Below are 25,769 nucleotides of genomic sequence, written 5' to 3' on the forward strand. Positions count from 1 at the left end.
CTAATTGATTAATAGTTCGCCATAATAAAAATCTCGGTAATATTTTGTAGTATTTATTACCTTTTATTGTAGAATACGCTCCCAAAAGAGATTTTTGGAAGGAGTATAAAGCTAATGAAAGCAATTAAGAACTATTTCATCATATTTGTTTTTTCCTTTAGTTTATCTATTTTAGCAAAATATATTTTTGCTTTTTATTCTTTTAATGATATTAGTTTTTATGATAAAAGTTATGCTATCTTTGCAGGATACAAGTTTGATTTTGCTATGAGTGCTATTATTGCTTTATTAGCCACATTGTTTGATTTTAATAAAAAAGCCCTTCATTTCGTATCACTTGTTCTTTTATTATTTTTATTTAGCTTTTTAATTGGCGATATCATGTATTTTGCTGATTCATCTCGCCATATTAGTTATGAAATAAAAGATTTATTTAAAGAGTTTAATGGATTAATAAAAACTGCATTTCAAACTTATTGGTCATTGCTTTTATTTAGTTGTCTTGCTTTGTTAATATTAGGTACTGCTCTTTATAAAATTCTTTCGTTAACGCTTTCAAAGATTACAGTTAATTGGCGTTATATACCTATTAAATTATTTTTAATTTCTCTTAGTGTTTTTTTTATACGAGGAGAATTTCAACATATCCCATTAAATCCAGGTCATGCATATAAAATTGGTGATTCAAGACTTGCTATGCTAAGTTTAAATGGTGGTTATAATGCCATTTTCCAACTCATTAAAAATAAAGATGGAATTAAAATATCACCAATGTATCCAACTGAGAATGAATCTCAAGTTCTCGCGCAACTTTATTCTAAAAATAATGAAAAAGTTGAGTTGCCTATTTTAGACAAACCAAATATTGTTTTATTTTTTCTTGAAAGTTGGAGTGCGAGCTATTTTAAAGATTATGGTGGCACTTATGATATAGCACCGAATTTACATCATATTTTAACAAAATCTATTCGTCCAAAAGCAATGTTAGCTGGTGGGCATCGTACTGTTGAAGGTGTTTTTACTACATTAAGTTCTTTTCAAAATCCCCTTGGTAAAAGTATTATTCATACCACATTACAGGATTTTCAGTATGATAGTTTAATTGATTTATTAAAAGAAAAAGGATATTACAGTGCTTTTTTTCAAGGCTCAAATTCTGGTACTGCAGCGGGTAGCCTAGCGCAAAAATTAGGATTTACTGATTCCTATGGACGTCATGATATTAGTGAGCGTATTTATGAAGAAAATAACTGGGGTGTTCATGATCCTGATTTATATAATTTTATAATTAAAAAATTAGGTGATTCAAAAAAACCTTTTATTATCGGTGTAAATGGTACTACAACACATGATGATGTTTTACCAAAAGACTATAAAATGGTGCATTTTACAGATGACGATGAAGAAAATCGTATATTAAATACTTATCATTTTTCCGATCAGGCTACTTATGATTTTATTCAAAAGATGTTAGAGGTTTATCCGAATACCGTGTTTGTTATTATGGCTGACCATGTTGCAAGGTTAAAAGATCCAAGCAATTTTTCACAATACCTTATACCTTTTGCAATTTATTCGCCTAAATTAAAAGCACGATATATTGATCAATTTATCTCTCAACGTGATGTTGCGCCAACCTTAACTGATTTAATTATTGGAGATTATCATCAATATGCTCCTAGTTTTACAGGTAAATCATTATTTCAAGATAATGAGTATATTGCGGATTATTATAGTAACGGTATATTGGGCGTTGTTAAAGGAAATCTTGCTGTAGAAATTGTTAATGATAAACTGGTTTGCTATGATGTTTCTGATTATCATCCCAAAGATACTGTTTGCCCAAGCGAAGCTAAAGACTACGCAAATCAAGTAAAAGTATTAACTAACTTACAGCAATCATTATTATTTAGTGGAAAAACAAAAGATTTTAAAAAATATCGTCAATAAACAATAAATTTAAGAAATTACTTTTTATTTCTAATATTAAAATTCGTATTATAAAGGTTATTAAGATTTTTCTTTTTTGAATTGACTATTATTTGTTGTATTTCATAAAACGATAGATTTTTGTTGGAAAAACCTTGATAACCCTTTACTATACGCAGGTTTTTAATTTTTGATATTTATCTAACTAACTTTATATGACAAATAATACCTTAAATCAAACTGAACAAACCAAAAAACAAACTTATAATTTCAATAAATTGCAAAAAAGGTTACGCCGTAACGTTGGTAATGCGATTGCTGATTTTGATATGATCGAAGATGGCGATAAAGTGATGGTGTGCCTATCTGGCGGAAAGGATAGCTATACTTTATTGGATATTCTATTAAATTTACGCATTAATGCCCCTGTTCATTTTGATATTGTCGCCGTCAATTTAGATCAAAAACAACCGGGATTTCCTGAACATATTTTGCCTGAATACTTAGAAAGTATTGGCGTTGATTATAAAATTGTCGAAGAAAATACTTACGGAATTGTAAAAGAAAAAATTCCTGAAGGGAAAACTACTTGCTCTCTTTGTTCACGTTTACGACGTGGTATTTTATACCGCACAGCAACAGAACTTGGTGCAACAAAAATTGCTTTAGGTCATCATCGTGATGATATGCTAGAAACACTATTCTTAAATATGTTTTACGGTGGTAAAATGAAGTCTATGCCACCTAAATTAATGAGTGATGATGGGAAACAAATTGTAATTCGTCCTCTTGCTTATTGTAAAGAGAAAGATATTGAGAAATATTCAATAGCGAAACAGTTTCCAATCATTCCTTGTAATCTTTGTGGCTCTCAACCAAATTTACAACGTCAAGTAGTGAAAGAAATGCTACAAAAATGGGATAGACAATATCCGGGACGCATTGAAACAATGTTTAGTGCGATTCAAAATATCGTACCATCACACTTATGTGATACTACTCTATTTGATTTTAAAGGTATTCAACATGGTAAAGTGATCGAGGGGATTGAAGGCGATATTGCTTTTGATAAGCCTGATTTGCCAATTATACCTGTTATATCTAGTGATGATGTCGAAATAGAATTTGTTAAGGAAAACAGTATTCCTTTTAAAGAGATTAAATAATTTACATAAAAATAAACCTACTTTTTACAGTAGGTTTATTTTCAAATAATCATCAATTTTTCCCAAATTGGCTGACAATTTTCGGGTAATTCAAGAGATTTACCAAGTTCAATCCAAGCACAAGGAAAATGAAAATCAGATCCAACGGAGGCGAGTAACTGATATTCATTTGCCCAGCGAGCGATAAGTTGACGCTGATCTTTAGTTTGCCCACAACCCGATACTTCAATGCCATCCCCTCCCCAATTTTTAAAATCAGTGATGAGTTTTTTAAGCCATTTTGTTGTCATATTATAACGTAATGGATGAGCAATAATGGCCAATCCCCCTGCTTGATGAATAACATTAATTGCCATAGGAATATCGACCCAATCTGCTTTTACAAAAGCAGACTTCCCTTGCATCAAATATTTCTTAAAGGCTTGTTGAACATTAGCAACCTTTCCAATACTTACTAAATATCTAGCATAATGCGCTCTAGTGACTTCTCCATCAGCAAGTTTTTGAGTTTCTTCAAAAGCATTTTGTACTCCTATCTTTTCCAATTTAGCACCAATGTCTTTAGCCCGTTGAAAACGAACTTGAGCTTGTTTTTCTAAAAGTGCGGTCATTTTTGGGTGAGTTTTATCAAATCCTAATCCAACAATGTGAATGCCTTTATTTTCCCAATTAGTTGAAATTTCCACCCCATTAATAAGTTGAATACCTAGTTGTTCTGCTTGCTTTCTTGCTTCATCTATTCCTTGTACTGTATCATGATCCGTCAACGCCATTACATTTACATTCTTTTCTTTCGCTCTTAATACTAGTTCTGTTGGTGTCAACATTCCATCTGAAGCATTACTATGGCAATGTAGATCATAAATTGGAGTCATTTATTTTCCTTTGTTATTAATGAAAGCAATAACTTTTTTGTTATTTAATTATGTGAAATATAAAATGATATTGATTAAATAACATAAATCATTACAACTAATGGATTTATTATAAACAAAAGATAATCTATGACAATTTTAAATTTAATCTTCTATAATTATTTAATATAAGATTGACAATTTTATAAAAAAATCAGCCCATAATAAACCAATATAGGCTTTATGAGCTGATAATCTTAGGGGGTAAACAATTAAAAACGATAATCAATTCCAAAATGTAATGTTCTTCCTGGAGCAGTATTTAATCCCATATTATTAGTATCTAAATAATAACGATTAAATACATTATCCATTGTCATATTTATTTTGAAATTTTTAGTTACATCATAACTTGCATATAAATCCAATAATGAATATGAATTCCATTCTATACTTGCTGTATTTACAAAACGATCTGCAGATAATACAGGAACAAAACGTTTACTATAATAACTATAACGAGCACCAATATCTAATTTTTGATCTAACCAACGAGATCCTAATGTTAAATGTAAATTCAATCTAGGTGGAACAGCATTATTTAAATTACTACGAAACACAAAACCTGAATTACATTGTGCTTTATTTCCAGCTTGTTCTTGAGTTAGGCAAAATTCTGTATTTGTATAATAAGTACCTGATAATTTTGTATAGAATTTTTTCATATCATAATAGGCCGAAAGTTCAAATCCTTTAAACTTAGCACTCTGGATATTAACTGTTTGAGCAAAGCTCCCTTTTTGGGTGCGTGTTAAGTAATCTTTAATTCGATTATTAAAATAGGCTAATTTAAAACCAAATAAATCATCTGATGCAAAAATATTTTCATAAAATAAGTTCATACCTATTTCAAAATTTTTAGCATGTTCTGGCTTTAACTGTTCTAAATTATTCTCAGTATTTTGCATACTCCATCCTTTAGTTCCTTGGAATAAGCTTGGAGAACGTAATGCTTGAGCATATTTTGTATAAATTTGTATGCCTGATTTAGGTTCAAATGTTAACATTACAATAGGTGAAGTTCCTTTATTTTCAATAGGTTTTTGCTTATGAATTATTTCCTTAGTAATATCAACAAACTTAGTTACACCATTTTCAATCACTTTTTTAGATTCTGTTACGACTTCTTTTCTAATAACATAATCATTGATAGTTGATTTAAAATAACGCAATCCTACCTCTGCTTTTAACCAAGACGTAAATGGATAATTGGCTGAAATAAAACCACTAATTTCCTTACGCTTACCATCTCTAACCCATAATGGTGCAATTGCATCTTCAGGATATCCTTTAGCTAACACTCTTTGTTGAGCATCTCTAGGCTGATAAATACGCTCATAGCTATGAGCAATACCATATTTTAGTGTTAAAGGATTTTTATTTATTTGAAAAATACTGGTATTATCAATCGACAATCCTTTTTGTTTCGATATTAAAAAACGTGCGTGACGGCTAGATAATGAATAACCATATTCTTCTATAAATGGAGTAAAATTAGATGAATCGCTATCAGTAAAATAGGCATTTAGATTTAGATTGATATAAGGAGTTACAGGTTTATATTGATAGCTTAAATTATAGCTATTTACTTTAACTTCACTTCCTTCACCTTGTAGAGCACCATAAGCTCTAAAATTTAAGATAGAAGGCATTATTTCACCAAATTTACTATGATAATAACGGTATGCTAATCCTAATCGATGATAATCATTATAAAAATTAGCTTTTATTAAATAAGATGAATTATCTTGAGAAGTATTTAATGCCTCCTCTCCTGCACGGTATAAAGTACTGTGATTTTCTTTAAATTTAAGTACGCCGATCTGAATTTCCTCATCATCTTGATTCTCGTCAACTTCTACATAATCATCTTCAAAATTAATTTTATCAATAATAGGCGTTTGTCCATGGCGTCCTACAAAATAATTACCTTGTTTACGTTTTGCGTAAGCTAGCACGAAATCAGCATTTTCTAATTTATTAGCAAATGCAATACTGTAATTATAAGAATTAAGATCAAATGATGATGAAGAATAACGAGCATCAGGTGCGTAATTTTGGGTTTTGCATAAGCCGCTCTCATTTGTTATACACTTACTGATATAACGAGTTTGATATCCTCCTTTTGTATAATATGCTGGGGGTGTTACTGTATTCGTCATAGAACCTAATTTTAGGCGAACACCCCATGTTTTCCCTTCAGGAATAATATCTTTCCAACTGATGGTCTTCATTCGAACTATCCCGCCCGTAGCGCCAGATCCATCAACACTTAATGATGGACCTTTTTCAATTTCAACCTCTCCTAATAAATCAGGATCTAAATAACTACGGGTTGATGAGCCGGCGTAACCTTGATAAGATGGTATTGATTGTAGTCCATCATCAATAAAAACTGGTACTCTATTTTCATTTGCGATACCTCTAATATTAATAGATACAGCGCCACTATTACGTTTATTACCAACGATAACACCAGGTACACCACTCAAAAAATCACCAACAGAGCTTCCTCTAAAATTTGTGATATCAGTATCATCTAAGTAAGAAAATGAGCCAGAAGAAACATAGGTTTTTAAAGATGGTTTTTCTTTATTAAGATCATTTTTAACGACAATTTCATCTAAAATTTGAGAGGATAATGCTTGACTAGTTAAATGTTTATAATTTAATTCTTGTTGAGCTGTTACTTGGCTATAATTAGATAATAATAAACTACCAAATAAAAAGTATTTACATTTAGTTCTGATTTTCATAATAATCTCCCAAAATAATAATGAGAACTATTATAATTTGCGTTATCAAGATGAGCAAATACATTTTAAATTACAATTAATTTTTAATACTATTTTTTTAATTATCCTCTAAGAAAATAGGACCTATAGTATGCTTAGGTAAAGCAAATCTTTCAGGATAAATCACATCAACCAAATATAACCCTTCTGCTTTTGCGGTAGGGGCCGCTAGTTCTCGATTTTTTTGTTGTAATAGCCAATCAATCCACTCAACAGGTTGATTCCCTACTCCAACCTCAATAAGACTTCCCACAATATTTCTTACCATATGATGTAAAAACGCATTGGCTTGAATATCAATAATCACATAATATCCTTTTCTAATCACATTAAGATGATGAATATTTCGCCAAGGGGTATTGGATTGACATTGTGCTGCTCTAAAAGAAGAAAAATCATTTTCACCTAATAAAAATTGCCCTGCTTTATGCATTAACTGGTGATCAAGAGGAAAATGATAATGGGTAATACCTTCACTTAAAATAGCTGGGCGTAGTTTATAGTTATAAATAATATAACGGTAACGTCTTGCCGTAGCGCTAAATCTAGCATGAAATTCATCATCAACTATTTTTGACCAAGTTACCGCAATATCATCAGGCAAATTAGCATTAACACCAAAACTCCATGCTTTTTCTGGTCTATTAGCAGTTGTCTCAAAGTGAATAACTTGACCTGTTCCATGTACACCTGAATCTGTACGTCCAGCACAATACACTTGAATTGGTTCATTTGCCACAAAAGAAATTGCTTTTTCTAAGGTGCCTTGCACACTTGCTACTTTCTCTTGTTTTTGCCAACCAAAATAATTTTTACCATTATACTCAATGCCCAATGCAATTTTCACACTGCTTATCCCATATTTTTATTTACAAATGATGAAATCATACTATTCTGATTAAGAATACTCAAAAATTAGATTAATTAAATTTATTTAGATAAAAAAATGCCAATACTATGAGAGTATTGGCATTTAATATTAAACAACTTAATTAAACACGTTTAAAGTCGATATGAGCTAGTTTTAATTTAAATAAGTGACGTTGCATAGCTTGAACTTTAACTGCTACTTCTTTACCCTCAATAACAAGAGTAATAACATCAGTATAGAAGTTATCTTTTTGTTGAGCGTTGTTTAATTCATCATGATTTAAAATGATTGAAACTGGTGCTTCATTACCACCATAAACGATAGCAGGAATTTGACCATTATGACGCAGGCGGCGGCTCGCACCCTTACCTTGCGACGTACGAACTTCAGCGTTAAATTTAAATGCCATTTTATGTTCTCTTTTGTTAAGTAAAATTAATAATAAAAACCGCAGGCGACCCAACGATTTCTCAGAATATAGCTTCGAATAAAATTCGAAGTTGGGATTATAATGAATTTATATTTCTAAATCAAATAGAATTACATTTAAATCAATTAAATGATATCAAACTAGTTATATTAAAAGGATAGAATACTCAATAATATGATAATTAAAGATTATTTTTAATAGCTATTTATTTTTAAAACAAGCTATAATAGCTGCATTATATTTTCTATCCATTTGTTCGGATTATAGGTTATTAATAAATGGAATTACTAATTAATTTTTTTACTAATTACGGTTATTTTGCTGTTTTTTTCGTGCTAATTATTTGTGGGTTTGGTGTGCCAATTCCTGAAGATATTACCCTTGTTTCTGGAGGCGTAATATCTGGATTATACCCAGAGAGTGTCAATTTATACATTATGTTAATTGTTAGCTTTGCTGGTGTTTTAATTGGTGATAGCACAATGTATTGGCTTGGTCGTATATATGGCGTTAAAATTCTTCGTTTCAAACCATTAAAAAGGATTATTACCTTTAAGCGATTGAAACTTGTAAAAGAAAAATTTGCAAAATATGGCAATTGGGTTTTATTTTTTGCTCGTTTTTTACCTGGTTTAAGAGCCCCTATTTATCTTATATCAGGTATTACAAGACGAGTTAGTTTTCTCCGTTTTATACTGTTAGATTTTTTTGCTGCCGCGATATCAATACCAATTTGGGTTTATTTGGGATATTTTGGTGCATCAAATTTAGATTGGTTACATCAACAAATTCAAAAAGGGCAAGCCATTGTTTATGTTATTGTTGCGGTGATCATTTTGGTCGTATTGTGGAAATGGCAACGTAGCAAAAAACGTAAAAAATTGAAGAAAATTAAAAAGTAATTAAGTAAAAGCCAATTCATTAATTTTATTTAAAACAATATCTTTTTTAAATAGGCTACCTGTATTTGGTAAACATTTAATACTAATCTCTTGATTATCATAAATAAATTGTAATTGGTAAGCGTGTAAATAAGTGCGGTCGGATTTTTCTACTTTTCCACCATATAATTCATCACCAATGATAGGGCTACCTAAACTTTTCATAACTACTCTTAACTGGTGAGTTTTTCCTGTTCGTGGTTTTAATATAAATAAACGTAAATTTGCTTCACAGCTCATAGAATAAAACTGTGTAATGGTTGGATTCTCTTTAGTTTTACAAAGCTTCCAGGCTCCTCTTCTCGATTTTTTCATATCCCCAATAACCAATCCCTGCTTTTTCTTTGGTTTGTATACAGATAGCGCAAGATAAGTCTTATTAATTAAATGTTGTGAAAAAAGTTGGGAAAGTTTACTAGCAGCTTGAGCATTAAGAGCGAGAATTAATAGTCCTGATGTCGTTTTATCTAGCCTATGGACAAGCCAAACTTGTGCTAAGCCAAGTTGATTTGCAACGACTGTGGTTAATCCAATAGCTTGCTCATCTCGATGAACACTTAACCCATAGGGCTTATCAATAACAATAAAATCTTGATGATGATATAGGATACTAATAGATTGGTTCATATTAACAAGTGCGGTATAAAATAAATAGATTTTTGTATTATTTTCATCATAATATATTCTTTTATTACTAGTAAAAATGAATGTATTTCTTGTTTATATTATTCAAGATACATCATTATTTATTAGTAAGATAATGTTTCCAATAACGGACCTACTGTATGAAATGAGCCAAATACTACAATAACATCATCTTTTGTTGCTGTTGCTAAAGCATTCTTAATTGTATCAACGATTAAATGACCACTTTCACCTTGTATTATTAGCTGTTGAGCTTTGGCTATTTGTTGTAGAGTTGTCAATAACTCATCTCCACTCTGCCCTCTAATTCCCTCTAATGTTACGCAATACCAATAATCAATTACGGGGAGCAACGGTTCGAAAACACCTTGTGAATCCTTATCTTTTAAAATTCCGCATACGGCAATAATTTTTCCCTTTAGTTTATTCGCTTTCAGTGCGGTCAATTTTTCTGATAAATAACGAGCAGCATGAGGATTATGTCCTACATCCACAATCACTTGAGCAAGTTGTTCAACGGGTTTTGAGACTATTTCTGCTAGCTTTACTCGTTTTTCTTGTTTTAAATATTGAAAACGTCCAAGTAATTCTACTTCTTGTAAGGATTGTTGAATTACATTTTCTGAAATAGTAAAAGGTAAATAATCAAGTGTTGCTAATACCGTTGCGGCATTTGCCAAAGGAATTTGTGGAATAGGTAAGTCTGTTAATAATTTATTTGCATTTTTCCATGACCAACTATTTTCTTGACGCTGAAAAGACCAATCTTTATCTCGACAAGCAAGTTTAGAATGTAGTTTATTCGCTTGTTCTAGCATTGTTTTAGGAATATTAGGTTCACCAATTATTGCAGGATTATTTCTTCTAAAAATCCCCGCTTTTTCGAAAGCAATCGCTTCTCTAGTCGATCCAAGAAAATCCGTATGATCGATATCTATGCTTGTAATAATAGCAATATTGTTATCAATGATATTTGTCGCATCTAAACGTCCACCCAGACCTACCTCTAAAATGACGACATCTAATTGTGCTTGCTTAAATAGATATAAAGCCGATAACGTGCTAAATTCAAAATAAGTCAGTGATTCTTTCTTATTTTTTTGAATAAATGCAAAAGACTCAGTATGCATAGCATCAGCAAGCTCTTTATTTTGAATACGAACTCGCTCATTATAACGGATTAAATGTGGAGATGAATAAACACCAACTTTTAAACCAATGTTCAATAAAATAGTTTCTAATAACCGACAAGTTGTCCCTTTACCATTAGTTCCTGCCACAGTAATGACAAAAGGTGCTGGATTTAATAAATCTAAATCTTTTGCTACTCGGTGGATACGATCTAACCCTAAATCAATAGATTTAAAATGACTATTTTCTAAATAAGAAAGCCAAGTATTTAACGGTGTATTTGCTTGTAATAGAGATATATCTTGTAGATTATTTATTTCACTCATTTTATTTCTTCATCAACAATTAATTCTGGCTTCGTAAAAGGAGAAGGTTTATTAGAAAGTTTACTTAATAAGTTAGCTAGGGTTTCTCGCATTTCAGAACGTTTGACAATCATATCGATCGCACCTTTTTCTAATAAAAACTCACTGCGTTGAAATCCTTCAGGTAAAGTTTCTCGAACGGTTTGTTCAATTACTCGAGGTCCAGCAAAACCAATTAATGCTTTAGGTTCAGCAATATTAATATCACCTAACATAGCAAAACTAGCAGAAACGCCCCCCAATGTAGGATCTGTTAATACAGAGATAAAGGGAACACCTTTTTCTTTCATTTTTGCTAATACCGCACTTGTTTTTGCCATTTGCATTAATGAAATTAAAGCTTCTTGCATTCTTGCCCCACCACTTGCAGAAAAACAAACAAAAGGGCAATTTAATTCTATTGCCTTTTCTGCTGCTTGAACAAACTTTGCTCCTACGACCGCCCCCATAGAACCGCCCATAAAACTAAAATTTGAGGCGGCGGCTACAATAGGCATACCATAAAGTTCACCATAAAAAGCGACTAATGCATCGTTTTCCCCAGTTTCTTTTTGAGCCGATGAAAGTCGATCTTTATATTTCTTTAAATCTTTAAATTTTAGTACATCTTTAGGCTCTAAATCTTTCGCTATTTCTTGTAAACTATCTTTATCTAACAACGCTGTAATACGAGCTCTTGCATCAATACGCATATGATGGTCACATCGTGGGCAAACTTCTAAATTTCTCGTCAATTCATCACGATATAAAACTTGTTCGCAAGATGAACATTTTGTCCAAATTCCCTCTGGAACATTTGACTTACGAGAACTACTGGTTGTTGTTTTACTAAAAATTTTATCAATCCAACTCATTTTAAACCTTTTTTATTTATAAAATAAATTATTCTCATTAAATCATAAATTATGTCAGGATACCACAAATAAAGGTCTGACAAGATATGATTCTAATTAAATTAATTCGGCTAATTTTACAGCCATAAATGCTAAATTAAATCGTTGCTCATCTGCTACTGTCCAAAATTGAATACCATTTTCTATTGAATTAATATTACTAATATGCAATTTAGGGATAGCCTCCGAGTTTTCAACTTCACTATTAGTAACTGGTGTTATTACTTTTTCATCATGATAGCTGATATATTCATTATCTTTCCAATCAGCAATAACGATGTCTGGATCGATTAAATAATCTGATTTTAATGTTATTAATTGCCCTATCCCATAAAAAACGGGTACTTGAATTTGATGAAAGACAATATTATCTAGTTCTGAAAAGATTTTCTTTAATTGCATATTTAAATTTATAGATTGTTTAGGAAAAACATCAAATGCCAAGCGTTGTTCATTATCATCTAAAGTAATCCCATTTAATAATCGGGCTGTTTGTCCTGCTAATTTTGTTACCGACTCCTCATTCTCATAAGATGCCGGTAATAATGATGTGATTGTTAATTGATGGATTGATAAATTCTTAATTATATTAGCAATAGATAATGCACATTGCGTAACTTGTGGATTTGGTAAAGCAACAATATTTCGTTGACGTAATTCAATTAATTGATTGTTGTTCATATTCGGAATAATCACAGGAACATCAGCAATATCAGCACAAAGCCCAAGAATATCAATGACAATACACCCAGACTCAGCGGCTTTAGCTAAATAAGTTGCTTTTGAAATATCGCCAGCAAAGAAAACGTAGGTGAATGCAGACCAATCTACTTTTTCAACCTCGATTTGTGTAACTGATTTATTCTTAAAACGCAATCCTTGTTCTTCACTAAATGGATAAATTTCAACTGCTGTAATTTTCTCGATCTCTAGTGAACTTAATTCTAAATTTTCTATTAATTTTTCAGCTAAAGAAAACTCCGCACTAATTGCAATATTTAACATTTTTCTCTCTTTATAATATTCTGTAAAATAACTGAACTATTTTACAGAATAATAGAGAGAAAAGAAAATGACACCAGCTATTGATTTATTAAAAAAGCAGAAAATTGAGTTTATTTTACATCATTATGAGCATGATCCAGAAAATCTCCATTTTGGCAATGAGGCTGCTGAAAAATTAGGAATATCACCTTTTGTTTCATTTAAGACATTACTTGTTGCTGAAAATGGTGATCATAAGAAATTATCCTGTTTTGTTTTACCTACTGCAAATATGTTGAATCTAAAAAAAGCAGCAAAAGCAATTGGAGTTAAAAAAGTAGATATGGTAGAAAAAGATATTGCTCAAAAAAGTACAGGTTATCTAGTCGGTGGAATTAGTCCTTTAGGACAAAAAAAGCGAGTAAAAACAATTATTGATAAATCAGCATTAAACTTTGAAAAGATTTATATTTCTGGTGGGAAAAGAGGATTAAGTGTGGAATTAAAGCCACAAGATCTTGCAAAATTACTTAATGCGACTTTTATTGATATTATTGATGTATAATATCTAAAGTTTTTTACCGCACTTTTATTGCGATATAATATATATTCACCGTTACATTTATCTAAAAATAAGTAGAATAGTAACATTATCTTAAATCATCTTGATTACTAGGACTCTAAATGAAAAAATTTATTATTTTTTCTTTAATAACAATATCATCATTAACAGTATTTGCCGAAAATGATCCATTAGATATATCAAGGGTTTTTCCTTACAAAAGCAAAACTGAAGCACTTTTGATTAATCGTAATGATAGTTTTATTGGTATAATGGCATACGATCAAAACTATTTAATGGAAACTTTTTCAAATAAAAATTTTGCTTATGATAGAAGTAAAATGAATCACGATGAGCTAAAATTTCAAATTAGCTTAGCTTTACCTATTTGGAAAAATATATTTGGTAAAAATTCTGTCTTAGCGGGTACTTATACTCAACGTTCTTGGTTTCAATTAACTAATAAAATGCAATCCTCTCCTTTTCGAGAAAGTAATTATGAGCCACAGATTTTCTTAGCTTGGGTGACAAAACATCAATTACCTTTCGGTTGGACAATGAATGATTTTGAAACTGGATTTAATCATGAATCTAATGGACGAGGAATTGATGAGTTAAAATCTCGTAGTTGGAATCGTTTATATGTAAGAGCTTCAGCAAGTAAAGGGAATTGGATTCTTGAGTTAAAACCTTGGTGGCGTATTCCAGAAAAATCAAAAGACGATGATAATCCTGATATAACAAAATATAAAGGTTATTTTGATTTAACTATTGGTTATCGTTATAACAAACATCAATTCAAAATTAAAGGGCACTTTAATCCCCGTAGTCAAAAAGGTGGTATTGAAGCAACTTATACTTACCCATTAACAAAATACATTAGATTATATACACAATATTATGGTGGGTATGGTGAATCATTAATTGATTATCAAAAAAATATTCAAAGAATTGGTATTGGTATATCACTTAATAATGTTTTTTAATAAAAATATTATTTATCAAATAAATAACAATCCGCACGTAAAACGTGCGGTTTTTCAGCTACCCTATAAGGGCTTAGTACTTCACATGCCCCTCAAGGGGCATGTGAAAACTGACAACCGTACTATAACTCTATGGCTCACCCCTTAAAGGGGTCTATATATTCCTTCTTCGATAAATTATCCTGAAGCATGTCTTCCTTTTCTTGGTTCCTTATATATTCTTCTACTACCTTAGTATTTAAACCTACTGTACTTACGTAATAACCTTTAGACCAAAAATTCCTATTCCCATACTTATATTTTAAGTTCGCATGCCTTTCAAAAATCATTAACGAAGATTTCCCTTTTAAATATCCCATAAAACTTGAGATGGCTATCTTAGGCGGAATTTTTAATAACATATGAATATGATCTTTCATTGCATGTGCTTCGATTATTTCTACATTTTTGTACTTACATAACTGCATTAATATACTCCCTATATCCATACGCAATTTTCCATAAATTGCCTTTCGTCTGAATTTCGGAATAAAGACTATATGATACTTACAGTTCCATCTTGTGTATGATAGACTTGAATCGTCATTGGATTTATTTGCCATTGGCACATCCTCCTATATTTTGAATTTGGTTGTCAGCCTTCTTCATTATATCGGAGGATTTTTTCATCGCTAAAGCTCTTTTATACCATACGCATAGCGTATGGTTTTTATAGATAGACACCGTCTATCTATAATAAAAATAGTTGCAATATAAGCAACTATTTTTATCCGATTAAATACGTCTAGCTTGCCAGTAAGTTTTTTTCCAGTAAGGACTATTTAGGGAAGAATAGATTACACCACCTTTAGTAGAAGCATGAAGAAATTTATCTTCTTTGACATAAACACCAACGTGATAGCCATATGGACCTCGTCCAGTTTTAAAAAAAACTAAATCACCTGTTTGGATTTCATTTCGATTAATTTTATAGCCCATTTTAGCTTGCTCTTTTGTTGTTCTTGGTAAATTTATACCAAAACGATCAAAAAATGTAGTTTGAACAAAGCCAGAACAATCTATTCCTTGACGAGTACGACCACCTAACCGATAAGGTGTTCCTGCCCATTCCCGTTGTTGTTCTGTCAATAAGGTTATAGCCATTATAGGATCATTAAATGTACCTTTATAGTCAATAGAATGAGTTATTACTCTTTTATTGGTTGTTGTACTACAAGCAGCCAGTAATCCAAATGTAACAATAATAAAAAAACATTTGCAGAATTTCATGTTAACCTATGTATATGAAAAGAATTTTTTATTTTCTAATAAAAATAGAAGGCTCAAAGTATTTTGAGCCTTCTATCATTATAATAAACTAATTTTGAGGTTTTGTTTTAACTACCCTAGAACGCAATTTTTGACCTGGTCTAAAAACCACAACTCGACGAGCTGAAACAGGTACGCTCTCCCCTGTTTTTGGGTTGCGTCCAGGTCTTGAAGATTTATCTCTGAGTTCAAAATTACCAAATCCAGATAATTTTACATCTTCTCCATTTTCTAATGATAAGCGAATTTCTTCAAAAAAATTCTCCACAAAAACTTTAGCATCGTTTTTGTTTAAATTGTATTTTTCAATCAAGTTATTCGCAATTTGCATTTTAGTTAAAGTCATAAATTCTAATCCCTCAAGTAAGCATTAAAACGTTGTTCTAATTCAGATAATACAACAGAAATCACTGTATTAATATCTTTTTCTTCAAGTGTTTTTTCTAGATCTTGGATTGTTAAACTAATCGCTAAACTTTTTTTATCTTCAGGTAGGTTTGCACCTTGATAAACATCAAATAAAGTTACATCAACTAGTTGTTTTCCCCCGACTTCAAAACAAGCCTTACATATCTCATTTGCTGGTATATTTTTATCTACAACAATAGCTAAATCACGTTTGTTTGCAGGGAAACGAGATATTTCTTTCGCATCTGGTATATGACGTTTTGCTATCGGTGCCCATAATATTTGGAAAACAACTGGTTTACCTGATAAGCCGAGCTGTTGAATAACTTTAGGATGTAATGTACCAATAAACCCTATTTCTTGCCCTTCAAGAAGAATAGCGGCTGATTGTCCAGAATGTAGCGCTGGATAAGTTTTTGCTACAAATTCCAAATTATGTTTAACTTCAGTTAATGATAAAATTCTTTCTAAATCCCCTTTTAAATCAAAGAAATCTACTTGCTCACCTTTATATTCCCAATGAGTTGGGCGCTTATCTCCAACGATAACACCACCAATAACATGCTCTTGTCGAATACCATTTTCTGCTGTCTCATCAACAATAAAGCGTAATCCACTTTCAAATAAACGAATACGTGACTGTTGTCGGTTTTGATTATAAGCAACAACACCTAATAAACCAGTTAATAATGACACTCTCATTGCCGACATTTCACTAGAAATTGGGTTAGGTAAAACTAATGCTTGTTGTTCTGGATGTAAGATTTTTTGTATTTCAGGATCTACAAAGCTATAAGAAATAACTTCTTGATAATCACTGTCTACAAATGCCGTACGAACTCGAGAGATATCAAGTAAATTCTCGGGTGATTTTTTCATTTGTAAATGAGCAAGTGGCGCATTATTTGGGATACTATTATAGCCATAAATACGTGCTATTTCTTCGATTAAATCTTCTTCTATTTCAATATCAAAACGCCAGCTAGCAGAAGTTACTGACCAAATATCATCACTATAAGAAACAGCTAACCCTAATTTTTCAAGAATTTCTGTTACCGTATTTGTTTCAATATGATGACCGAGTAAATTATCTAATTTACTACGTCTTAGCTGTACTTGTTTTAATTTAGGTAAATGCTCTATATTAATTGATTCGCAAATTTCAGCCGCTTCACCACCACAAATATCAAGTAAAAGTGAGGTTGCCATTTCCATTGCTTTATATTGTAATTCAAAATCAACCCCACGTTCAAAACGATGTGAAGAATCAGTATGTAAGCCATATTCTCTAGCTCGCCCAGTAATAGCTAATGGTGCAAAAAATGCAGCTTCTAAAATAACATTCTTCGTTTCAGTATTTACCCCACTTTCCTTACCACCAAAGATCCCTGCCATTGCTAAAGCATTATTTTGATCCGCTATCACTAATGTATTAGAGCGTAGTTTTACTGTATTTCCATCAAGTAGCACCAATTCTTCCGCTTCTTTTGCCATACGCACTTCAATAGGTTGCGTGATTTTATCAGCATCAAATGCGTGCATCGGTTGACCTAGCTCAAGTAAAACATAATTAGTCACATCTACAATAGGATCAATAGAACGAATACCACAACGACGTAATTTCTCTTGCATCCAAATAGGTGTTTTTGCATTCACATTTACATTTTTTATATAACGAGCTAAATAACGAGGACAAGCCTCTGGAGCAGAAATATTAATCGCTATTTTTTCATTGATTGTAGCTTTAACCGATGGAAATTCTGGTGTGTGAATAGGTAATTTATTTACCACGCCAATTTCACGGGCAATCCCCGCAATGCTTAAACAATCAGCTCGATTAGGTGTTAAACTAATTTCGATACTTTTATCATTTAATTTTAAGTATTCACGTAAATCAGCCCCTATTGGTGCATCAGCTGGTAATTCAATAATACCATTTTGCTCACTAGAAATACCAAGTTCAGTAAATGAGCAAAGCATTCCTTCTGAAGGTTGACCTCTTAATTTTGCTTTTTTTATCTTAAAGTCACCAGGTAATACCGCACCAACAGTTGCACAAGCCACTTTTAAACCCTTACGGCAATTAGGTGCACCGCAAACAATATCTAATAATTCTTCATTACCAATATTTACCTTAGTAACTTGTAATTTATCAGCATCAGGATGGCGACCACATTCAACGACTTCACCTATTACAACACCAGTAAATTCACCAGCAACTTCTTCAATACCATCAACTTCTAAACCAAGCATAGTAATTTGTTCGCATAATTGCTCAGTACTAATTGCTGGGTTTACCCATTCTCTTACCCATAATTCACTAAATTTCATATAATATCCAATCCTTTTTATATTCGGCTAAAGCTCAACGATAATTACTTAAATTGCTTTAAGAAACGAAGGTCATTTTCAAAAAATGAACGTAAATCCGTGACGTTGTAACGTAACATTGTTAAACGCTCAACCCCCATACCAACAGCGAAACCAGAGTATTCATTCGGATCAATACCAACATTTCGTAAAACATTAGGGTGAACCATACCACAACCTAATACTTCTAACCATTTACCATTTTTCCCCATTACATCCACTTCTGCTGAAGGTTCAGTAAATGGGAAATAGGAAGGACGAAAACGCACTTGTAAATCTTCTTCAAAAAAAGCACGTAAGAAATCATGTAATAACCCTTTCAACTCAGTAAAATTAGCTTTTTTATCCACATAAAGTAATTCTATCTGATGAAACATTGGTGTATGAGTCTGATCATAATCATTACGATAAACACGACCAGGTGCAATAATTCGAATAGGTGGTTGTGTTTTTTCCATTGTACGAATTTGAACACCTGAAGTTTGTGTTCTTAATAGACGGTTTGCATCAAACCAAAATGTATCGTGATCAGCTCTTGCTGGGTGATGTTTTGGAATATTTAACGCATCAAAATTATAATAATCCGTTTCAATTTCAGGACCTACTTCAACGGTAAATCCTAAGTTTGCAAAAAACTTAGTGACACGCTCAATCGTAATTGATACAGGGTGTAAACCACCTAAATCAGTTTTTCTACCAGGTAAACTCACATCAATACTTTCTTTTGCTAATTGTGCATTTAATGCTTCCTCTTCCCATTCTGCTTTTTTAGTATTTAATATAGCTAATACAGCTTGCTTAGCTTCATTAATTTTAGCACCAATGATAGGGCGTTCTTCAGCTGTAACATCACGCAAACCTTGCATGAGCTGTGTAAAATGGCCTTTTTTACCGAAATATTCTACACGAATGGCATCTAATGCTTCTAGGCTTTTATCTTGCAATTCATCAATTGCTTTTTTTGCCTGTGCTGTAATCTCGTTTAGGTTTTGCATTCCTGTCCTCTACTTTATTTGAAAATCTTAATTGTAAAAAATACTGCTAATAATAATACTAACACCTTAAAAAATCACGTTTTTATTCAATAAATATTCGTATTATTTATTATATTGTATATATTTGTGATTATTTTTTATAAAACTTATATGATTCGATCATTACTCTCTTTTTTTGAATAAAAAATCCCAAAAATTATTTGATTGTTGACGCTCTGTTCTTGAATCAATGCGTTGATTAATTAACCGAGAAAGTGGTATTTCATCTTCTTTATAATCTCTATTTTCCTCTTCCACTAAAGATCGATTAAATAAAATTTCACAAGTTTGAAATACATCCTCTACTGTCCAAATAAAAAATTGTTTATTTTTGACCGCACTTATTACATTTTCAGATAAACTAATCTGCTGAATTACTGTCGCTGGAATAATAACACCTTGTTTACCGGTCAAACCTCGTCGTTCACAAATTGTAAAAAATCCCTCTATTTTATCATTTACACCGCCAACTGAATGAACAAGTCCAAACTGATCAATCGCACCAGTTATCGCAATGGATTGTGACAAAGGCAAGTTTGATAAAGCACTTAATAGAACACAAAAACTTGCAAGGGAAGCACTATCCCCATCAATTTCAGCATAGGATTGCTCAAATACAATTGAAGCGGAAAATGGTAATTGTGCGGGTAGTTCCAAAATACTGGCTAAACAAGTTTCTGAGATCATCGTACCTTTACTATGAATATTGCCAGCTAACTCATTTTTACGCTCAACATCAATAACCTCACCTTCACCAAATTGAACAGTACAACTAATACGAGAAGGCTCTCCAAAGGATAAAGGTGTTCCTGAATATTCAATTACGGATAGCCCATTTATTTGACCAACCATTTCTCCTTCAGTTGCTACATAAACTTGCTCTTGCAAAATATCAGAATAAGTTTGCTCTCTTAAAAATCCGTGTTGTAATAATTTATTTTGTAAATAAATTTCAAAATCTTTGTCTGTTAATTGAGGTTTATTAACTAAAAGTGCGGTAGAAATTAGAATTTCTTTCAATCTTAAGGGCGAAATGCTAACAGTATTACGATCTTCGCTTTCTCTTACTAGTAATTGATATAATTTATTTAATCCATCTAAATCAAGAGAGCATTGACATTCTGTTGCTATATTTTGTATATAATTAGCCCATAATGTTTGATTTTCTTGTGTTTCTAAATTAAAAAAACTCTCTATTTCACCATAATGTGCCGTATGGTATAAAGTTTCATCAAGTTCTTCTAATGCAGCTAGCTCCGAACGTGTTCCTAATATAATAATTTTTAAATCTAATTTATAACTAGGGATTTCACAAGGTAATGTTTTTAATGGATGTAATGAATACCAATCAAATAACCCCGTTTTTAATAATTGTTTTAATCTTGCCCAAATTTCAAATTGATTTAATAACTCACCAGCACCTAAAATCAATACCCCTTGATTTAATTGATGGACTAATCCTGGGTTTAATTGCAGTTCTTTTGAACTAGGATGTATTCTAATTGAACCAAATAATTGATTCTGGTCAAAATAAAGTGCAGTCGCCACCGTTTTTTTTGCAACAAAATTATCTTCTTTAGATTCTGCTGGAATGACATAAATAGATGGAAAAGAAAAACTATCGCCTTGTTCAACAATGTATTTTACACCTACAATGGCGTCTGTGTTTTTTCTATATTTTGACTCTATATAGGATTCTAGTAATGGTGCATATTCTGCCTGATCATCGGCTTTTAAAATTAAAAGGTTACTCTTAGGATATTTTAAAAATTGATCGACAGCAAGCGAAGCTCTTTGCTGTAAAGATAAAAAATCTATATTCTCATAAAGTGGTAATTTATCTAAAACTAAAGTAGGCAATAAGTCTTGCCAACCTAAAGCTCGTTCAGATACGAAAGGTAACATCATTGCAGTCTCTCATAAGCTAAATATTGATATAAACGAGCATTATCGCATATTTCTTATTAATTATTTATATAAGAATTACAGTTTACTGGTAAATTTTAACAATAACCTGTATATTAATATAAGTTACAATGTCACGAATTTGGGATTAAATATAATGAAATACCAAAAATTAGATAATCAAGAAGCAAATTGGAAATGGGTATATCTGATAAAAAAACATCGAGATGGTATAAATATCACGAAATATCAGGAGCGTAGCTTACAAGATAATATAGTACTTCAATTACTTGATTATCAAAATAATCCACAACATATTGAAGAATGGATACAGCAACATCTCTCTCCTGATTTAGTTATAAAATTAGATCAGGCTATCCGAGCAAGGCGAAAGCGATTTTTTAATGCTGAAAAAAAGCTAACTAAGAAAAAATCAATAGACTTGGAGTATTCTGTTTGGTCAAGATTATCTAAATATTCAAAAAAAATGAAAATGACTTTATCAGAAACCATTTCTTATATGATTGATGAAAGGGAAAGTAAAGCATTATATGAAAGTCAAATGACTGCAATGAAAGCGGATATTAAAGATCTCTTAAAATTAAAAGATTAATTTTAAGTTTTAATAAAAAATAAAAGACAAGATATATAACACCTTGTCTTTTATTTGATGACTAAAATAGTTAATATTATTCAACAATAGGAATAATTTTTGTTGCGTGTGAGCCTTTATCTCCATGCACCGCTTCAAAATGAACTCTTTGTCCTGCTTTTAAAGAGCGATACCCATCCATTTCAATAACAGAATAATGAGCAAAAATATCAGCATCACTGCCTTCTGCGGAGAGAAAACCAAATCCTTTTGCATTATTAAACCATTTAACAACACCAACTTCCATAATAACCTCTTTTATGTGGTTTAACGTCTGAGGCCTAAAATCCTTAACAGACAACTTAGTTACTAAATAAGGAAAACCCTTATCCCCTTGCTAAGCACAAATATTCAATTAATTTACTTTTTTTTGCAATCACATTTATTTAAAAATCTAATGTAGATCACAAAAATACCCTAATTTTTTATTGTATTAGTTTAAATAAAAAGATTATCTTCTTTCCTTAGCGATTTTTTTCTTCTCTTAATTCTTTTGCAACAATAGCAATAGCTTGAGCAACAGAAACCCCCTCAGCCATTAATTGTTGAATTTTTTCTACCGCTTTTTGTTGCTCTTGATGTGTTAAACCTAAGAGTGTTTTATCTAACATTATTTGTTCCCATTATTTTTAGAAAATACAGTAACATTATTAAAGCCATTCTCTTTTAAGTATAAGGCTTGTAATTTACTCATCACACCACGCTCACAATATAAAACATAATTTTTAGTTTGATCCAATTCAGGAAATTGATTAGATAAACGATAGAATGGCAGTTCTATCACCTTATTATTCGGTATAACGAGAGGATTTTCTTCTGTTTCTTCAGGACTACGAATATCAATAATAATATCATTGTTAGACAATGTTGAGGTAACATCAACTTCAACCACATTTTCTTTTGTCTTCTCTGCAATTTGGCGAATATCTAAATATTGTGCATTTTCTACCGCACTTTCTAAAATAGAAAAATCAAAATTTAATTCTTCTGCTTCAATTTTTTCTTTAATTGCTTTTACTGTCGGATTCTTAGATATAACACCACAGAATTCAGGCATTGATTTTGCAATATCATCTGTACCAATATGTTTTGCTATCGCTATAATTTGTTCTTTATCATGAGTAATTAAAGGTCTTAACACTAAGGTATTTGCAGCCTCATCAATTAAACGTAAATTAGTTAATGTTTGGCTGGAAACTTGCCCCAATGCTTCCCCTGTCACAATAGCTTGAATACCAAAACGCTCAGCCACTTTACTCGCTGCTCGTACCATCATTCGTTTTAATACTACCCCCATCTGACCGTTATCAACTTTTTCAAGAATTTCACCAACAACCTCTTCAAAATTAATAGCAACAAAACGGACTTTATGTGAACCACTAAAGCGTTCCCAAATTTGATAAGCCATTTGCTTAACGCCAATTTCGTGGGTTGCCCCCCCTAAATTAAAGAAGCAATAATGAACTCGAGAACCACGACGAATTAGCATATAACTAGACACGCTTGAATCAAAACCACCAGAAATTAGCGATAATACGTCTTCTTGAGTACCAATTGGATAACCGCCAATACCTGGATGACGAGCTTTAACCAACATCATATTGTTATTTTCAATATCAATACGTACCGTTACATCTGGTTTAGTTAGTTTTACTTTAGCACTTTCAATGGCTTGATTTAATCCACCACCTACATATCGTTCTACATCTAATGATCTAAATTCATGCTTTCCTTTACGTTTTACTCTTACAGCAAAAGTTTTGTTTTCTAATTCACTTTTTACTTTTTCTAAGGTTTCTTCAAAAATATCATGTAATGTTACAAATGGCTTTTCCTCCACTTCTAAAAAATGATGTATTCCCGGAATACGAGTCAACAATTCGATCAATAACTCTCGATTCTCTTCATTTTTAGACCGCACTTCTATGTAATCCCAATGGCGTACTACCGCCACGGAATCATCATATTTATTCAAAATATTACGAATATTACTAGTCAAAATTTTTACAAATCTTTTGCGAACACTTTCGCTTTTAATCATAATTTCAGGGAAAAGCTTGATTATAAATTTCATAAATATCACTCAATTTAAATTAAAATAATGGCAGTTATTCTACAATAAATTGAAAAAATCCCCTATTTACTTTAGTTAATATCAATCAGAAAATAATCTATTTATTCAAATTTATTTATAAATTTACAAAAAAATGTTTAGTCTTTCACAAAATTACATTGTTTTTTTAACAAGTCTAAAAAAATAAAGTACAATAGCAAATTCAATAAGTAAGTAATAAGAGATAAATATGGCAGAAAAGAAAACTTTAGATTTTGAAACAACATTAGCAAAGTTAGAAAATATTGTTTCTAAATTAGAAAGTAGTGAGCTTTCCCTTGATGAATCCTTAAAAGAATTTGAAAATGGGATAAAATTAGCTAAGCAAGGGCAAGAAAAACTACAACAAGCGGAACAAAAAATACAGATATTGTTACAAAAAAGCGGCCTTGTAGAATTATCCGATTATCAACCCGATGAATAATTAGTAGGCTTGAAATGCGTCAATTCAATGAAGATCTTCAACAAACTCAAGAGCGTATTAATGTATTTTTAGAGAATCAATTTCTAAATTTAGATACTTCGCCGTCCCCTCTTTCTGAAGCAATGAAGTACGCTTTACTCTTGGGAGGAAAACGTATTCGTCCTTTTTTAGTTTATGAAACAGGAAAAATGCTGGGTGCGGATATTCAGCAACTTGATTATATTGCAGCAGCCATTGAGTGTATTCATGCTTATTCACTCATTCATGATGATCTTCCTGCTATGGATAATGATTCCCTTAGACGTGGTCAAGCAACTTGCCATATTGCTTTTGATGAAGCGACTGCTATTTTAGCAGGTGATGCACTACAACCTTTTGCATTTGAACTACTGACCAAGATACCAAATTTATCCTCCGAACAAAAATTAAAACTAATAGAAACACTTGCAAATGCTTCTGGCATCAACGGAATGTGTTTTGGGCAGAGTCTCGATCTTATCTCTGAGCAAAAACAAGTTACGCTTGATGAATTAGAACAAATTCATCAGAATAAAACGGGGGCATTATTAAAAGCTGCCGTAAAATTAGGATTTATTTGTTCTCCACATTTTCAAGATAATAATATAGATAAAAAGTTAACTGATTATGCCGATGCTATTGGACTGGCTTTCCAAGTCCAAGATGATATTCTTGATATTGAAGGTGATACAGAAATAATAGGAAAAAATGTAGGGGCTGATATTCTTGCTGATAAGAGTACATACCCTAAATTACTCGGTTTAGAAGGTGCGAAACAAAAAGCACAAAATTTATATCTAAAAGCGATTGAAGCATTAAATAGCATTGGTTTTGATACCTATGTACTCCAAGAATTAGCTAAATTTATTATTACAAGAAAAAGCTAACGAATATAACAACTAATTTATATTGGTTTCTTAAAGAA

General features: G+C 31.5%; 25 protein-coding genes. 8 read left to right on the top strand and 17 right to left on the bottom strand.

All coding sequences use genetic code 11. The features are described 5' to 3' along the window. The first annotated feature begins 114 nt into the window (after positions 1-114). Complete coding sequence (locus tag EV697_RS03980) at positions 115-1,950, top strand: LTA synthase family protein (protein ID WP_132022882.1); 1,836 nt, start codon at positions 115-117, stop codon at positions 1,948-1,950. Positions 1,951-2,144: 194 nt separating this feature from the next. Further along, on the top strand, positions 2,145-3,095 hold the full coding sequence (ttcA, locus tag EV697_RS03985; protein ID WP_132022884.1) for a tRNA 2-thiocytidine(32) synthetase TtcA: 951 nt from the start codon (positions 2,145-2,147) through the stop codon (positions 3,093-3,095). Positions 3,096-3,136: 41 nt separating this feature from the next. Here the strand turns inward: ttcA and rnm are convergent, their stop codons facing one another. From rnm to rplY, 4 genes are all read right to left on the bottom strand, one after another. Beyond that, positions 3,137-3,970 (bottom strand): RNase RNM, encoded by an 834-nt coding sequence (gene rnm / locus EV697_RS03990; protein ID WP_132022886.1) that lies wholly within the window; start codon positions 3,968-3,970, stop codon positions 3,137-3,139. Between the two features lie 251 nt (positions 3,971-4,221). Then, positions 4,222-6,765, bottom strand: coding sequence for a TonB-dependent receptor domain-containing protein (locus EV697_RS03995; RefSeq protein ID WP_132022887.1), 2,544 nt, complete (start codon positions 6,763-6,765; stop codon positions 4,222-4,224). Positions 6,766-6,862: 97 nt separating this feature from the next. Further along, the gene (gene truA, locus EV697_RS04000) at positions 6,863-7,651 is read right to left on the bottom strand and encodes a tRNA pseudouridine(38-40) synthase TruA (protein WP_132022889.1); all 789 of its coding nucleotides are present in this window, start codon (positions 7,649-7,651) and stop codon (positions 6,863-6,865) included. Positions 7,652-7,796: 145 nt separating this feature from the next. Further along, positions 7,797-8,084 carry a 50S ribosomal protein L25 gene (gene rplY, locus EV697_RS04005; RefSeq protein ID WP_132022891.1) on the bottom strand — a complete coding sequence of 96 codons (288 nt, stop codon included), beginning with the start codon at positions 8,082-8,084 and terminating at the stop codon, positions 7,797-7,799. 299 nt (positions 8,085-8,383) lie between these two features. On the opposite strand from rplY, the gene EV697_RS04010 reads away from it, so the two are divergent. Then, positions 8,384-9,007, top strand: coding sequence for a DedA family protein (locus EV697_RS04010; RefSeq protein WP_132022893.1), 624 nt, complete (start codon positions 8,384-8,386; stop codon positions 9,005-9,007). Here EV697_RS04010 and EV697_RS04015 read toward each other — a convergent pair whose 3' ends face one another. The 4 genes from EV697_RS04015 to EV697_RS04030 form a co-directional block, all read right to left on the bottom strand. Further along, positions 9,008-9,673: a TIGR01621 family pseudouridine synthase gene (locus tag EV697_RS04015; RefSeq protein ID WP_132022895.1), complete on the bottom strand. Its 666-nt coding sequence runs from the start codon at positions 9,671-9,673 to the stop codon at positions 9,008-9,010. It lies immediately after the preceding gene. A 122-nt stretch (positions 9,674-9,795) separates the two neighbouring features. Further along, on the bottom strand, positions 9,796-11,148 hold the full coding sequence (gene folC, locus EV697_RS04020; protein WP_132022897.1) for a bifunctional tetrahydrofolate synthase/dihydrofolate synthase: 1,353 nt from the start codon (positions 11,146-11,148) through the stop codon (positions 9,796-9,798). Next, positions 11,145-12,041, bottom strand: coding sequence for an acetyl-CoA carboxylase, carboxyltransferase subunit beta (gene accD / locus EV697_RS04025; protein WP_132022899.1), 897 nt, complete (start codon positions 12,039-12,041; stop codon positions 11,145-11,147). Before accD ends, folC begins: the two co-directional genes overlap by 4 nt. Positions 12,042-12,137: 96 nt before the next feature. After that, the gene (locus tag EV697_RS04030; RefSeq protein WP_132022901.1) at positions 12,138-13,085 is read right to left on the bottom strand and encodes an oxidoreductase; all 948 of its coding nucleotides are present in this window, start codon (positions 13,083-13,085) and stop codon (positions 12,138-12,140) included. A gap of 67 nt (positions 13,086-13,152) precedes the next feature. On the opposite strand from EV697_RS04030, the gene ybaK reads away from it, so the two are divergent. After that, positions 13,153-13,629, top strand: coding sequence for a Cys-tRNA(Pro) deacylase (ybaK, locus tag EV697_RS04035; protein WP_132022903.1), 477 nt, complete (start codon positions 13,153-13,155; stop codon positions 13,627-13,629). 119 nt (positions 13,630-13,748) lie between these two features. Beyond that, positions 13,749-14,612 (top strand): phospholipase A, encoded by an 864-nt coding sequence (locus EV697_RS04040; RefSeq protein ID WP_132022905.1) that lies wholly within the window; start codon positions 13,749-13,751, stop codon positions 14,610-14,612. 137 nt (positions 14,613-14,749) lie between these two features. On the opposite strand, the gene tnpA is transcribed toward EV697_RS04040, so the two are convergent. The 6 genes from tnpA to EV697_RS04070 all read right to left on the bottom strand — a co-directional run bounded on the left by tnpA (position 14,750) and on the right by EV697_RS04070 (position 21,640). After that, positions 14,750-15,214: an IS200/IS605 family transposase gene (gene tnpA / locus EV697_RS04045; RefSeq protein WP_132022907.1), complete on the bottom strand. Its 465-nt coding sequence runs from the start codon at positions 15,212-15,214 to the stop codon at positions 14,750-14,752. A 172-nt stretch (positions 15,215-15,386) separates the two neighbouring features. Beyond that, positions 15,387-15,881: an NlpC/P60 family protein gene (locus EV697_RS04050; protein ID WP_132022909.1), complete on the bottom strand. Its 495-nt coding sequence runs from the start codon at positions 15,879-15,881 to the stop codon at positions 15,387-15,389. 88 nt (positions 15,882-15,969) lie between these two features. Beyond that, positions 15,970-16,266 carry an integration host factor subunit alpha gene (locus EV697_RS04055; protein WP_132022911.1) on the bottom strand — a complete coding sequence of 99 codons (297 nt, stop codon included), beginning with the start codon at positions 16,264-16,266 and terminating at the stop codon, positions 15,970-15,972. A 5-nt stretch (positions 16,267-16,271) separates the two neighbouring features. Beyond that, positions 16,272-18,659 (bottom strand): phenylalanine--tRNA ligase subunit beta, encoded by a 2,388-nt coding sequence (gene pheT, locus EV697_RS04060; protein ID WP_132022913.1) that lies wholly within the window; start codon positions 18,657-18,659, stop codon positions 16,272-16,274. A 44-nt stretch (positions 18,660-18,703) separates the two neighbouring features. Beyond that, complete coding sequence (gene pheS, locus EV697_RS04065) at positions 18,704-19,693, bottom strand: phenylalanine--tRNA ligase subunit alpha (protein WP_132022915.1); 990 nt, start codon at positions 19,691-19,693, stop codon at positions 18,704-18,706. Positions 19,694-19,855: 162 nt separating this feature from the next. Next, positions 19,856-21,640 (bottom strand): AAA family ATPase, encoded by a 1,785-nt coding sequence (locus EV697_RS04070; protein ID WP_132022917.1) that lies wholly within the window; start codon positions 21,638-21,640, stop codon positions 19,856-19,858. Between the two features lie 154 nt (positions 21,641-21,794). Between EV697_RS04070 and matP the strand changes: the two genes are divergently transcribed. Then, positions 21,795-22,250 (top strand): macrodomain Ter protein MatP, encoded by a 456-nt coding sequence (gene matP / locus EV697_RS04075; protein ID WP_132022919.1) that lies wholly within the window; start codon positions 21,795-21,797, stop codon positions 22,248-22,250. A 76-nt stretch (positions 22,251-22,326) separates the two neighbouring features. Here the strand turns inward: matP and cspD are convergent, their stop codons facing one another. The 3 genes from cspD to thiI all read right to left on the bottom strand — a co-directional run bounded on the left by cspD (position 22,327) and on the right by thiI (position 24,363). Further along, positions 22,327-22,536 (bottom strand): cold shock domain-containing protein CspD, encoded by a 210-nt coding sequence (gene cspD, locus EV697_RS04080; RefSeq protein WP_132022921.1) that lies wholly within the window; start codon positions 22,534-22,536, stop codon positions 22,327-22,329. Positions 22,537-22,753: 217 nt separating this feature from the next. Then, entirely contained in the window at positions 22,754-22,900 is a 147-nt protein-coding gene (locus tag EV697_RS04085) for a YoaH family protein (RefSeq protein ID WP_132022923.1), read from the bottom strand. Beyond that, the gene (thiI, locus tag EV697_RS04090) at positions 22,900-24,363 is read right to left on the bottom strand and encodes a tRNA uracil 4-sulfurtransferase ThiI (RefSeq protein ID WP_132022925.1); all 1,464 of its coding nucleotides are present in this window, start codon (positions 24,361-24,363) and stop codon (positions 22,900-22,902) included. The genes EV697_RS04085 and thiI overlap by 1 nt, the downstream gene beginning before the upstream one ends. Before the next feature lie 229 nt (positions 24,364-24,592). On the opposite strand from thiI, the gene xseB reads away from it, so the two are divergent. Continuing rightward, positions 24,593-24,826, top strand: coding sequence for an exodeoxyribonuclease VII small subunit (gene xseB / locus EV697_RS04095; protein ID WP_132022927.1), 234 nt, complete (start codon positions 24,593-24,595; stop codon positions 24,824-24,826). Positions 24,827-24,840: 14 nt separating this feature from the next. Further along, positions 24,841-25,731 (top strand): (2E,6E)-farnesyl diphosphate synthase, encoded by an 891-nt coding sequence (gene ispA, locus EV697_RS04100; protein WP_132022929.1) that lies wholly within the window; start codon positions 24,841-24,843, stop codon positions 25,729-25,731. The last annotated feature ends 38 nt before the right edge of the window (positions 25,732-25,769 follow it).

Source organism: Bisgaardia hudsonensis (assembly GCF_004345785.1).
Classification (GTDB): Bacteria; Pseudomonadota; Gammaproteobacteria; order Enterobacterales; family Pasteurellaceae; genus Bisgaardia; species Bisgaardia hudsonensis.